Genomic DNA, 11,998 nt, shown 5'->3' with positions numbered 1-11,998 from the left:
CAGCGACATCGAAGTCGCTGCACGCCGCCTCATAGGCCGCTTCGCTCCACTCCGGGCGGATACCCGGGATTCTTCCGGCGATCTCGGCCGCGCCCATCCGGACAACCTCGACGCCTTTGGCGGAAAACTTAGCGGTAAAGGCATCGACTGCTGACGCTTCGCCGCGCTGGCCGATCGTCAACGCGGCGCGCGGCGACAGGAATCCATGTTCGGAAAATTCGGGCGCCGGGCGGGCAAGGGTGTCGAAGGATGCAACCGACAGCGGCTGGACTCGCGCGCCGCCATAGGTCTCATGCCAGAATGCGGCCGAACGGCCCGTCGCGTGATAGCCCGGCGCATCTTCCGCCTCGATCAGCATGACGCGGCGCCAGGGCGCCAGCGCAGCGGCCAGACTGGCGCCGGCGATGCCCGCGCCGACGATCAGCACGTCGGTGGCAGAGGGCGGCGCGGCGGTCATGCCCCGCCGCATATCCAATGGCCCGCGGAATGCAAGCCGCACCGCCCGCCGCGCATGGTTACTCTTTGGTAAGCCATATTGCGTAGGAGGTCGCCAATGGACAGCGGCACGATCTCCCTTGGCCTGATGGCCGTGTTAGGCCTGTTGATGATCGCCGCGGCGATCAGCGACCTCCGGTCACGGACTATCTCGAACGAGCTCAACGCGGCCGTGGCGCTGCTGGCAATCCCCTTCTGGATCGCGAGCGGCCTTTCGGTCTGGCCCGACATCCCGCTTCAGTTCGGCGCCGCCTTTGCCGTCTTCCTCGTTTTCGCCGGCTTGTTCGCAATCGGAGCGATGGGCGGGGGCGATGTAAAGATGATCGGGGCGGTCATGCTCTGGATCCCGCTACCGCTGTTCCTGCCGACACTGACAGTCATGGCAATTGGCGGCGGCATCCTGTCGGCGATCATGCTTATACATTTGAAATTACGCCGTTCCGATAAGCCGGTGGAGGTGCCCTATGGGGTGGCCATCGCCGCTGCCGGACTTTGGGCGCTTCACCAACAATATTTTAACCAGTTTCAGGCTATCGGATGAACCTGAGGGCAAACACCGCCGTGTCTGGCTGGTGTTAGGAGGCGAAAAATCGTCATGGATACGCGAAAGATTATGCTGATCGTTGGCGCGCTGGTCATTGCGATCGGTGCGGCATTCGGGGTCAACCAGATGATGCGGGGAGCTTCGGCCCCGAACGCTCGGGCCGCAGCGGCGCCGGAGATTACCGGCCCGATGATCCTGGTCGCGACGCGGCAGCTGCCAGTGGGGACGATCATCGGCCCAGACAGCTTCCGGTTCCAGCCCTGGCCGAAAGAGCTGGTCGAAAAAGCGTATTTCATGAAGGAAAAGACCGACGTCAACACGTTGGTCGGCACCGTCGTGCGCTATCCGATCACCGCCGGTCAGCCGCTTACCCAGGGCGCGCTCGTCCATCCGGACGATCGCGGCTTCCTTGCTGCGGCGCTTGGCCCCGGCATGCGTGCCGTGACGGTCAAGGTCAGCCAGGAACAGGGTGTCGCCGGCTTCGTCTTCCCGGGTGACCGCGTCGACGTGCTGCTCGCCCAGACCATTGAGGTCAAGGAAGGCAGTTCCTATCCCGACGACCAGATTTTCACCGCCGAAACGATCGTACGCAATGTCCGCGTGCTCGCCACCGACCAGCGCTACGACGCCGAGGACGAGACCGGCAAAACCCCGGTCCGTACCTTCGGTTCGGTCACGCTCGAGGCGACGCCCGAACTCGCAGAACGCATCGCGGTGGCGCAGAGCATGGGCAAATTGTCGCTCGCGCTGCGCCCGCTGGCCGAAAGCAGCGGCGAACTTGAAGCAGCGATTGCTTCGGGCGAGATCAGCGTTCCCGCCAAGGGCGGCACCGAAGCCGAACGCCGCATGCTGGCGCAGGCTCAGGCGCGCCCTGTGACGTCGAAGACGGCGACAACCGGCGGCGACGTATCGCGTTTCTGGATCCCGGTCAGCGGCCGTGTCGGCGGCGGATCGCGTCCGCAGCAGCAAGCAGCTGGAATGCCCGCGGCGCCTTCAGGCGGCAATTATGGGACGGCAGCATCGAGTGGGCCGGTCGTCCGCGTCACCCGCGGCGACAAAGTGACCGAAGTTTCGGTTGGGGGTAAGTAAGATGAACAGCAAAGCCAATTTCAAGGCAGCGGCCCTCGCCCGCACCCTGGCCATCGGCCTGGTGGCAGCGACACTGGTTTCCGCTCCTTCAGCGCCCGTCGCGGCGCAGGCGACCCAGAACGCCAGCAGCAGCATCGACCTGTCGGTCGGCCGCGGCCGCCTGATCAGCCTTCCTGCCGCGATGACCGACATCTTCGTCGCCAATGACGAAGTCGCTGATGTTCAGGTCCGCTCGGGTCGTCAGCTGTACATCTTTGGCAAGAAGCCGGGCGAGACCAGTATCTACGCCACCGACGCCAGCGGCCGGGTCGTGTTTTCGACCGTCGCCCGCGTCGGCAACAACATCGAAACGATCGACCAGATGCTTTCGCTGGCGATGCCCGACGCGAGCATCTCGGCGAACACGATGAACGGCTTTGTGCTGCTCACCGGCACGGTCCAATCGCCCGACGATGCGGCCGAGGCCGAAATGCTGGTTCAGGCGTTTGTCGGCGAAGGCACCAAAGTGCTGTCGCGGCTGCGCACGGCAACACCGCTGCAGGTCAACCTGCAGGTCCGCATCGCTGAAGTGAACCGTTCGCTGGTCAAGGAAATCAGTGGCAATGTGCTGACCCGCGATACCGATGGCCCGCTGGGCAACGGGTTCCTCGGCGGCGTTTTCGGCGGCCGCAGCGCAGGATCGATCACCACCGACGCGAATGGCAACACGACCTATAACATTACGACACCCTCTGGCACGCGCAGCCTGGCCGGCGCTGGCCGTCTGTTCGGGCTCGATCTGATTGCTTCGCTTGATCTGGGCGAACGGTCGGGCATGGTGGCGACACTGGCGCAGCCGAACCTGACCGCGATTTCTGGCGAGACTGCGGATTTCCTGGCCGGCGGCGAATTCCCTGTCCCGATCCCCGGCAATCTCAACGGCACCACAATCGAATATCGCAAATATGGTGTCAGCCTGGCTTACACGCCGACGGTGCTGTCCAACGGCCGCATCAGCCTGCGCGTTCGCCCCGAAGTGTCGGAACTTTCAACCGAAGGTGCAATCGAACTCGACGGCTTCCAGGTACCCGCGCTGACCGTGCGCCGCGCCGAAACGACCGTGGAACTGGGATCAGGCGAAAGCTTCATGATCGCCGGACTGATGAACAACCGCTCGATTGGTGCGATCGACAAGATGCCCGGTCTCGGCGACGTGCCGCTGCTTGGCATGCTGTTCAAATCGGACAGCTTCCGGCGCGGCGAAACCGAGCTGGTCATCGTGGTCACGCCCTATCTGGTACAGCCGGTGTCGGCGAACGAGATCAAGTTGCCGACCGACGCGTTTCAGGACGCCAACGACCTGCAGCGGTTGCTTCTCAACCAGACGGGCGATGGCGTGACGGGCGGCGACCGCCCGAAACCGCGGCTCGATACCAATGTCGGCGATGCCGATCGTCCGCGGGGCCGCAGCGTCGACGCCGCGCCCGGTTTCAGCATCAAGTGATGTGCAGGATTTCAGGAGCAAAGTGATGAAGAAAATCGCAACTTGGACAATCCTGGCCTTGAGCACATCGCTCGCGGGATGCTCGGGCGCCGCCCACAGCAACCGCAGCCTCGATTCGGTGCATCAGCCAGTCGTGCGCAATGCCATCCATCAATTCGATGTGGCGGCCACGAGCGGCGAACTGCCGCCTAGCGAACAAGGTCGCCTGCAAGGCTGGTTCGACGCGATGGGCGTGCGCTACGGCGACCGGATTTCGATCGAGGATCCTTCGGCTTATGGCGCCACCTCGGCGCAGGCAACGGTGCGTTCGATGATCGAACGTCGCGGACTGCTGATCAGCAACGATGTGCCGGTGACCAATGGTGCCGTGCCGCAGGGCCACCTGCGAATCATCGTCACGCGTGCCTCCGCCTTCGTTCCTGGCTGCCCCGACTGGGCAACGAAATCGTCTCTCAATCCGACCAACGCAACCTCGTCAAATTACGGCTGCGCGACCAACAGCAACCTTGCTGCGATGGTCGCCGACCCGAACGACCTGATCAAGGGCGCGCGAAGCAACAGCAACGATCCCTCGACGGCGACGCGGGCGATCAAAACCTTCCGCGAAAAGCCGCCAACGGGTGCCGGCGATCTGCGCGGCCAGGCAACCAGCGAAGGAGGCGGCCAGTGAACGCGCCATTTAAATCAGCGGGACTTCGCGATCCGTTTAGCGCCTATGTCTGCGACGACGATACGCTGGAGTTGATCCGCGCCGCGGCCAACGACATGGGCTGGCCCATCGAGAAATGTAACAAGGGCGGTCTGCGCAATGCCGTCCAGTCGCTTTCGGTGTCCGCCAGCCCGAACATCCTGTTCGTTGACATGTCGGAATCGGGTGACCCGATCAACGACATCAACGCGCTCGCCGAAGTCTGCGAACCCGGCACTGTCGTGATCGCGGCGGGCCAGGTCAACGATGTCCGCCTGTACCGCGACCTGCTGTCGAGCGGCATCCAGGATTATCTGCTCAAGCCGTTGTCGCTGGAACAGGTTCGCGAATCGCTGACGATGGCGCAAGCGATGCTGACCGCGCCAAAACATGCCGACGCACTCGACGATAAACCGCATCACATGATGGCGGTGGTCGGGGTCCGTGGCGGCGTTGGGGCTTCGCTCGTATCAACCTCGCTCGCTTGGGCGATGAGCGAACAGGCGGGCCGCCAGACCGCGCTTCTCGACCTTGACGTCCACTTCGGCACCGGCGCGCTGACGCTCGACCTCGAGCCCGGCCGCGGCCTGATCGACGCAATCGACAACCCCAGCCGCATCGACGGCCTGTTCATCGAACGCGCCATGGTGCGTGCGTCGGACAAGCTCAGCCTGCTATCTGCGGAAGCGCCGATCCACCAGCCGGTGATGACGGACGGTTCGGCCTTTTTCCAGCTGGAAGAAGAGCTGCGCGGCGCGTTCGAAATGACGATCGTGGATATCCCGCGTCAGGTGCTGATCCCTTTCCCCCACCTTGTGGCGGAAGCCGGAACGATCCTGCTGGTCAGCGATGTGACGCTAGCGGCCGCGCGCGATACGATTCGTCTGTTGTCCTGGTTCAAACAGAATGTGCCCGGCGCTCGCGTGGTGTTGGTGGCCAACAAATTCCAGAATGCCATTGGCGAATTGTCACGCAAGGAATTCGAATCTTCGATCGAGCGCCAGATTGACGTCGTCATCCCGTTCGATCCGAAACTGGTCAGCCAATCGGCCAAGCTCGGAAAGTCTTACGCCGAGGTCTGCAAGGGTACGAAAGCGGCCCTGGTGTGGAGCAATCTGATGCGCCTGATCCTCGACGGCGCCGATATCGAAGCCGAAGAAGCGCAGGCAGCCGCGGCCAAGGGCAAATCGGGCGGCTCGCTGCTCGGCAAGCTGGGGCTCATGACGAAAAAGGGCGCAAAACAGGCGGCTTGACGGACAGCTTTGCGGGTCGTCACCACCATTAAGCGATAGAAGCGGACAACTGCCGACATGAACCTGCCAGTCATCCTTATCATTGCGGGCGCCTTCGTTGCCTTTGCCCTGCTCGTCATCCTGCTGGGCGGGCCATCCGTCGGCAAGGCAAAGACGCGCCGACTGGCGATGGTGAAGGATCGCCACGCGGCCTCGACCGAGGCCGTGGTGGCGGCGCAGATGCGCAAGACCATCCAGTCGGCAGGCCGCGGCGGCACAAGCCTGACGAGCCTGATGCCGCGCCGCGAAGAGATGGAAAAGCGCCTTCGTCGCACCGGCAAGGGATGGACGCTGACGCAGTATATGTTTGCGTCGATGGCGCTGTTCGTTGTCGTCACCGCCGGATTGCTCGTCATTCGCGCGCCGTTTATGCTGGCGGCAATGATCGGGCTCTTCCTGAGCCTCGGCCTTCCCTATCTCGTTGTCGGCCGTGCGATCAAAAAGCGTGTCGCGAAGTTCACTACCCGCTTTCCCGACGCGATCGACCTGCTCGTGCGCGGCCTGCGGTCCGGCTTGCCGGTCACCGAAACCTTCCAGATCGTCAGTCAGGAACTCCCGGGACCGGTCGGTGAAGAATTCAAAGGCGTCATTGAGCGCATCCGCATCGGCAATACGATGGAGGCCGCTCTGCAGGAAACGGCAGTGATGCTCGGTACGCCCGAGTTCCAGTTTTTTTGCATCACGATCCAGATTCAGCGTGAGACGGGCGGCAATTTGGCTGAAACGCTGTCCAACCTGTCCGACGTGCTGCGCAAGCGAGCGCAAATGAAGCTGAAGATCCGCGCCATGTCGTCTGAAGCGAAAGCCTCGGCCTATATCGTTGGCGCGCTACCCTTCTTTGTCTTTGGCGTGGTCTGGTCGATGAATCCTAGTTACCTCGCTGGCTTTTTTAGCGAGCAACGGCTCATCATCACTGGCTTGGGGGGTTTGGTCTGGATGAGCATCGGCGCCGGCATCATGGCCAAAATGATCAGCTTCGAAATCTGAAGGGGCGAAAACCGTGAACAGCAGCCTCCTTCTCACCACCTTCACCGGCGCCCAGGCCGGCCCGACACTAATGGGCGTCGACGTCATCTGGGCCGGCACCGTGCTGGCCGCGGTGGGCGTCTTCGCAGTCCTGTTCGCCATTTATGGCGCACTGACTGTGCGCAATCCGATGACCAAGCGCGTCAAGGCGCTCAACGACCGCCGCGAACAGCTGAAAGCGGGAATCACCGCATCGACCGCAAAACGCCGCGCCAAGCTGGTTCGCAAAAATCAGCATGCCGACAAAATGCGCACCTTCCTGGGCAAGCTGCAAGTGCTGCAGGAAGAACAGATCAAAGAGGTTCAGCAGAAACTGGCACAGGCTGGTATCCGGTCAAAGGATCTGGCCGTCGCGGTGATCTTTGGCCGGTTGGTGCTGCCTATCGTATTTGGCGGTCTCGCTGCCTTCCTGATCTATGGCCTCGACATGTGGCCTGACCTGACGCCATTCAAGCGTTCGGGCGCGACAATGGCGGCGCTCATCCTTGGTTACAAAGCGCCCGATCTGTTCGTTGAGAACAAGCGAACCAAGCGGACCGATGCCATTCGAAAAGGCCTTCCTGACGCACTTGATCTGCTCGTGATCTGCGCCGAAGCCGGTTTGACGGTCGATTCTGCCTTTTCGCGCGTGTCGAAGGAACTGGGCCGCGCTTATCCCGAACTGGGCGAGGAATTCGCGCTCACCTCAATCGAGCTCGGCTTTTTGACCGAACGCCGTCAGGCGTTCGAAAACCTGGCCTATCGCGTCAATCTGGAATCGGTGAAAGGCGTGGTCACGACCATGATCCAGACCGAAAAATACGGTACGCCGCTCGCCAGTGCCCTGCGCGTACTATCGGCCGAATTCCGCAACGAACGCATGATGCGCGCCGAAGAAAAGGCCGCCCGCTTGCCCGCGATCATGACGGTGCCGCTGATCCTGTTCATTCTGCCGGTGTTGTTCATCGTCATCCTGGGTCCGGCGGCCTGTTCGCTCAGCGATGCGATGTCGGGCGGCAGCTTCGGCTGATCGTCACGACGGTTCGCAGACAGGGTACAAGGGGCGGGCGCAAACCCGCCCCTTTTCGCTTTACATCACCTGCTGTTCGATCGCACCAAAGATGCTGTGGTGGCGCTCGTCATCCATCCAGATACGCACGCTGTCGCCCTTTTGCATGAACGGCGTCTTTGGCTCGCCCTGCTGGATGGTTTCGACCGTCCGCACTTCCGCGAGGCAACTATACCCCAGGCCACCCTCGGCAATCGGCTTGCCAGGTCCGCCATCGGCGTCGCGGTTCGATACCGTCCCCGATCCGATGATCGTCCCCGCGCCCAGATCGCGCGTCTTGGCCGCATGGGCGATCAGCGCCCCGAAATCGAAGGTCATGTCGACCCCAGCATCGGCACGGCCGAGCGGCTGGCCGTTGAGGTCGACGCACAGCGTGCCGTGCAGTTTGCCATCCCGCCAACGTTCGCCCAGCGCCTCGGGTGTCACGAACACCGGCGACATCGCGCTCGACGGCTTCGACTGGAAAAAGCCGAACCCTTTTGCAAGTTCGCCCGGGATCAGACCGCGCAGCGACACGTCGTTTGTCAGGCCCACGAGCAGGACAGAGTCGCGCGCTGCAACGGCATCAATGCCAGCGGGGACGTCACCGGTCACCACGACCACTTCGGCCTCCATGTCACAGCCCCACGCGGGATCACCGAGCGGGATCGGGTCGCGCGGGCCAAGGAATGCATCGCTGCCCCCCTGATACATCAGCGGATCGTGCCAGAAGCTGTCGGGCATTTCGGCGCCGCGGGCCTGCCGCACCAGCGCGACATGGTTCACATAGGCGCTGCCGTCGGCCCATTGATACGCACGCGGCAGCGGCGACGCCGCCTCGCGTTCGTGAAAACGCTCCTTGGGAATTGCGTCGTGGTTCAGATCTTCGGCCAGCGCTGCGAGACGCGGCGCGGCATAGGCCCAATTGTCGAGCGCAGCCTGCAAAGTCGGAACGATGTGACCGGCGTCGGCATACCAGGCCAGATCGTCCGAAACGACGACGAGACGGCCGTCGCGGCCCTGTTTGAGCGAAGCTAGTTTCACGAAAACTCCTTTGGCTGGCGACGCGGCTGAACCGACATCGCTTGGCTAGGGAGCGAAAATCAGCGCGACGTCGTAATCGAAGCGAAACAGGTAAAGCCGCTCTGCCCCGCCTGCAAGCGCCGGATGTACTGCAGATACGCCTGCGACTGATTATACGTCGTGCCAGGCAGTGTCTGCCCGCGGAACGCACGCTTCACTTCTTCCCCGGTAAAGGGCCGCAGCGCCCCCGGAAATGCGCCCTTGGTTCCAGGCGGGACCAGCTTGCCCTGGGTATCGATGAATTTTCCGGCGCCGCCCGGGCCGGGGACGGGAATCTGGCAGTTCATCACCGACACGGCAGTCTGCGCAAAGGCGGGGCGGATCGTCAGCGCCGCCGACACCCCCACCGCTCCCAACGCCAGCATGCGCCGCCGCGAGGGAATGGTATCGCCCGCTTCGACGGCGTTTTCAGTGGGAATTTCGCTCTCATCCATCATCGGCGCATAACCCAATGAGGACGCAAGGAAAAGCAAAACACCGCTGACGAGCGCCTACATCCCGGTTTGGGACATTCGCCGCACAAGCGTTAACACCTGCAAACGGCCTTGCGTCCGCCCCTTGCTTCGTGCGAGGCGGCGGAGGATGTTCGACCGCCTGTCCAGCCTCGTCATTGCGCTGACTATGATCGTCATCGCGGCAATTTTTGCCGTGCTGACGGGCGGCGACCTACTGGCCATCGCGATCATGTCCTTCGCCGGCTGTGCTGGCGCCGGCACCGTTTACAGAGCGCTTCCGCTTGCTGCCCCCGATCGCTCGGGCGCCCTGCCCGTCCCGGCGGAGACGGCGCCGATATCGCTGCTTCGTCACCCCGATTTTGCGCATTGGGTCGATCAGGAAAAAGAACCTTTGCTCGGCACCGCCGATAATATCGTTACCATCGCCAACGACGCCGCGGTCAGACTGCTCGGGCGCCATATCGTCGGCGCCGACGTGCGAACCGCGATACGTCACCCGGCGGCAACCGAATGGCTGTCACGCATCCAAGGCGGCACGCCGCTCGAACCGGTCAATCTGATCGATTTTCCGCGGCCGGGCCAGCGCTGGACGATGCGGATCGCAGCGCTGTCGGGTAGTGAAAACATCATCTTTCTGTCCGACCGTTCGGCGATCGACGCCGCCGACCGCATGAGGTCGGATTTTGTCGCCAATGCCAGCCACGAATTGCGTACACCGCTCGCGGCCATCCTCGGCTATGTCGAGACATTGCAGGAAATGAACGGCGAAACCGACGCGCCAACCCGCGACCGGTTTCTATCGATCATCGAGCGCGAAGCGCGGCGGATGCAGCAGCTTGTGATCGATCTCCTGTCGATCTCGCGGGTCGAGGCCGACCGTTTTCGCCGTCCGACGGCGACGGTCGATCTCGCCATGATCGTTCGCACCGCCATTGGCCAGCTGAGCGACAGCGAACCCGCGCGCGCGAAAGATCTGGTGGCCAAGCTCGGCGACGGTGCGCAGCCGATGCTGGGCGATGAAGCCCAGCTCAGCCAGCTCGCGCACAACATCATCTCGAACGCGATGAAATATGGCCACGCCGGAACCCCGGTGACGGTCGAGCTGGTGCGCGAGGGCAGCCGGGTGCGCCTGTCGGTCAGCGATCAAGGCGACGGCATCGCGCCCGATCATCTGCCGCGGCTGACGGAACGATTCTATCGCGTTGACGAGGCGCGCAGCCGCTCGGTCGGCGGCACCGGACTTGGCCTCGCGATCGTCAAGCATATCGGCGAGCGCCACCAGGGACAGCTCGATATCGACAGCGAAGTCGGCAGAGGAACGCGGGTTTCGGTGACATTTCCCTTGCTGAGCGAAGGCTGACGGCCCGCGCGCGGCACGGCGAAAACCGGCCAGTCCTTGACTTTTGGCCCGGAATGGCCCATCTTTAACAAGCTATCGTCGCTTTCGACGGATTTTGTTGCCGCATTGGCAGGACATTCCTTCCTCACGCTTCCTGGCGCCGCCGATATGAATCGGTGGTAACTCCGCTTCCGTGAAAGGAACGACCCATGCCCACCGGCACCGTAAAATTTTTCAACACCGACAAAGGCTATGGCTTTATTGCCAATGAGGATGGCTCGGGCGACAGCTTCGTCCACATCTCGGCCCTCGAACGCGCCGGCATGTCGACGCTGAACAAGGATCAGCGCGTTTCCTACGATCTGGAAAGCGACCAGCGCGGCAAAGTGTCCGCCGTCAACATCCAGTCGGCCTGATCTTTGGCCAAAGAGGAACTACTGACCCTCGACGGCCAGATCGATGAGATCCTGCCCGACGGACGCTTTGGCGTCACGTTGGAAAATGACCATCGGATCATCGCTTATACGGCAGGCCGGATGCGACGTTTTCGTATCCGGTCGGTCGTCGGCGATGCCGTTCGCGTCGAAATGACGCCTTATGACCTGACCAAAGGCCGCATCATCTATCGTGATCGCGGCGCCGGTCCGGCCGGTAGCGGTCCGCGCAAGGGCAACCGGCGCTGACCCCCGATAACAAAAATATGAATGAATACAGGATAATATGAACTTAATTTCGAATAGCTTCCCTTCTCTTCTCCGCCCCTATGCTGCGATCAACGCGCCAGTGCGGAAAACCAGTCGGCGATCGCCGACCCTGTCGCAAAGCGAATTGCGCCGCCTGATCGCCCAGATGATCGACTGACCTCAATCAGACCGACCGACTAACCCACCCCAGACCAAAGGATACCCGCCATGTCGAACACCAGTGACTTCTATCAGGCCCAGGCCGATAAATGCGCCGTCGACGCGGCGGCGAGCACCTTGTCGCAGGTTCGCGACCGCAATCTGCGCGCCGAACAGGCGTGGCGCACGATGGCCGAACGTCTGGTTCAGACGGAAGCCACGCGCGCCCGCCAGGTCGCCGCGACCGCAGCCAAGGCCGAGGCGAACGCCGAAGCCGCCGCGATGCAGATGGACGACCTGGACCGTTAATCGACCGCGTCGAGCAGGTCGGCGATCTTCCCGAACATCTCCTCAATCTGCACTTTTTCGACGATCAGGGGCGGCGACAGGGCGATAATATCGCCCGTCGCGCGCACCAGCAGGCCATTGTCGAAACAGGCGTGAAACAACTCCATCGCGCGCGCCGTCGGGGCGCCGGGGGGGGGGGGCGGGTTGGTTACGGCCCCCCCACCCCGGGGGGGGGGGCCGTAAGCCACCGCCACCCCCCCCCCGGGCCCCCGACGGCGCGCGCGATGGAGTTGTTTCACGCCTGTTTCGACAATGGCCTGCTGGTGCGCGCGACGGGCGATATTATC

General features: G+C 62.8%; 15 protein-coding genes. 11 read left to right on the top strand and 4 right to left on the bottom strand.

Annotation, left to right across the window (positions count from 1 at the left end; all coding sequences use genetic code 11):
• Positions 1–457 (bottom strand): FAD-dependent oxidoreductase (locus K0M74_RS09100; protein ID WP_293970841.1); only part of this gene is annotated, 457 nt, incomplete at its 3' end.
• Positions 458–553: 96 nt separating this feature from the next.
• Here K0M74_RS09100 and K0M74_RS09095 point away from each other — a divergent pair.
• The 7 genes from K0M74_RS09095 (at position 554) to K0M74_RS09065 (ending at position 7,626) form a co-directional block, all read left to right on the top strand.
• Positions 554–1,036: a prepilin peptidase gene (locus K0M74_RS09095; protein ID WP_293970838.1), complete on the top strand. Its 483-nt coding sequence runs from the start codon at positions 554–556 to the stop codon at positions 1,034–1,036.
• A gap of 54 nt (positions 1,037–1,090) precedes the next feature.
• The gene (gene cpaB / locus K0M74_RS09090; RefSeq protein ID WP_293970835.1) at positions 1,091–2,128 is read left to right on the top strand and encodes a Flp pilus assembly protein CpaB; all 1,038 of its coding nucleotides are present in this window, start codon (positions 1,091–1,093) and stop codon (positions 2,126–2,128) included.
• 1 nt (position 2,129) lies between these two features.
• Complete coding sequence (locus K0M74_RS09085; protein WP_293970832.1) at positions 2,130–3,611, top strand: type II and III secretion system protein family protein; 1,482 nt, start codon at positions 2,130–2,132, stop codon at positions 3,609–3,611.
• A gap of 25 nt (positions 3,612–3,636) precedes the next feature.
• Positions 3,637–4,281 carry a CpaD family pilus assembly protein gene (locus K0M74_RS09080; RefSeq protein WP_293970829.1) on the top strand — a complete coding sequence of 215 codons (645 nt, stop codon included), beginning with the start codon at positions 3,637–3,639 and terminating at the stop codon, positions 4,279–4,281.
• The gene (locus K0M74_RS09075; protein ID WP_293970826.1) at positions 4,278–5,552 is read left to right on the top strand and encodes a pilus assembly protein CpaE; all 1,275 of its coding nucleotides are present in this window, start codon (positions 4,278–4,280) and stop codon (positions 5,550–5,552) included. The genes K0M74_RS09080 and K0M74_RS09075 overlap by 4 nt, the downstream gene beginning before the upstream one ends.
• Positions 5,553–5,609: 57 nt before the next feature.
• Positions 5,610–6,578: a type II secretion system F family protein gene (locus K0M74_RS09070; RefSeq protein ID WP_293970823.1), complete on the top strand. Its 969-nt coding sequence runs from the start codon at positions 5,610–5,612 to the stop codon at positions 6,576–6,578.
• Positions 6,579–6,648: 70 nt separating this feature from the next.
• Entirely contained in the window at positions 6,649–7,626 is a 978-nt protein-coding gene (locus tag K0M74_RS09065; RefSeq protein ID WP_293970848.1) for a type II secretion system F family protein, read from the top strand.
• Positions 7,627–7,686: 60 nt separating this feature from the next.
• Here K0M74_RS09065 and K0M74_RS09060 read toward each other — a convergent pair whose 3' ends face one another.
• Together K0M74_RS09060 and K0M74_RS09055 are read right to left on the bottom strand one after the other, a co-directional pair.
• Positions 7,687–8,688 carry a fumarylacetoacetate hydrolase family protein gene (locus tag K0M74_RS09060; RefSeq protein WP_293970820.1) on the bottom strand — a complete coding sequence of 334 codons (1,002 nt, stop codon included), beginning with the start codon at positions 8,686–8,688 and terminating at the stop codon, positions 7,687–7,689.
• A 59-nt stretch (positions 8,689–8,747) separates the two neighbouring features.
• Complete coding sequence (locus tag K0M74_RS09055; protein ID WP_293970844.1) at positions 8,748–9,161, bottom strand: hypothetical protein; 414 nt, start codon at positions 9,159–9,161, stop codon at positions 8,748–8,750.
• A gap of 148 nt (positions 9,162–9,309) precedes the next feature.
• Between K0M74_RS09055 and K0M74_RS09050 the strand changes: the two genes are divergently transcribed.
• The 4 genes from K0M74_RS09050 to K0M74_RS09035 all read left to right on the top strand — a co-directional run bounded on the left by K0M74_RS09050 (position 9,310) and on the right by K0M74_RS09035 (position 11,672).
• The gene (locus K0M74_RS09050) at positions 9,310–10,542 is read left to right on the top strand and encodes an ATP-binding protein (RefSeq protein WP_293970817.1); all 1,233 of its coding nucleotides are present in this window, start codon (positions 9,310–9,312) and stop codon (positions 10,540–10,542) included.
• A 188-nt stretch (positions 10,543–10,730) separates the two neighbouring features.
• The gene (locus K0M74_RS09045) at positions 10,731–10,937 is read left to right on the top strand and encodes a cold-shock protein (protein WP_293970814.1); all 207 of its coding nucleotides are present in this window, start codon (positions 10,731–10,733) and stop codon (positions 10,935–10,937) included.
• A gap of 3 nt (positions 10,938–10,940) precedes the next feature.
• Positions 10,941–11,204 carry a translation initiation factor IF-1 gene (gene infA, locus K0M74_RS09040; RefSeq protein ID WP_088440753.1) on the top strand — a complete coding sequence of 88 codons (264 nt, stop codon included), beginning with the start codon at positions 10,941–10,943 and terminating at the stop codon, positions 11,202–11,204.
• Positions 11,205–11,432: 228 nt separating this feature from the next.
• Positions 11,433–11,672, top strand: coding sequence for a hypothetical protein (locus tag K0M74_RS09035; protein WP_088440754.1), 240 nt, complete (start codon positions 11,433–11,435; stop codon positions 11,670–11,672).
• Here the strand turns inward: K0M74_RS09035 and K0M74_RS09030 are convergent.
• The gene (locus tag K0M74_RS09030; RefSeq protein WP_293970809.1) at positions 11,669–11,818 is read right to left on the bottom strand and encodes a hypothetical protein; all 150 of its coding nucleotides are present in this window, start codon (positions 11,816–11,818) and stop codon (positions 11,669–11,671) included. The genes K0M74_RS09035 and K0M74_RS09030 overlap by 4 nt on opposite strands.
• Positions 11,819–11,998 lie beyond the last annotated feature (180 nt).

It is taken from the genome of Sphingopyxis sp. (assembly GCF_019459305.1).
GTDB lineage: Bacteria > Pseudomonadota > Alphaproteobacteria > Sphingomonadales > Sphingomonadaceae > Sphingopyxis.
The sequence above is the reverse complement of the archived record's forward strand: the minus strand, read 5'-3'. Positions and strand labels throughout refer to the sequence as shown.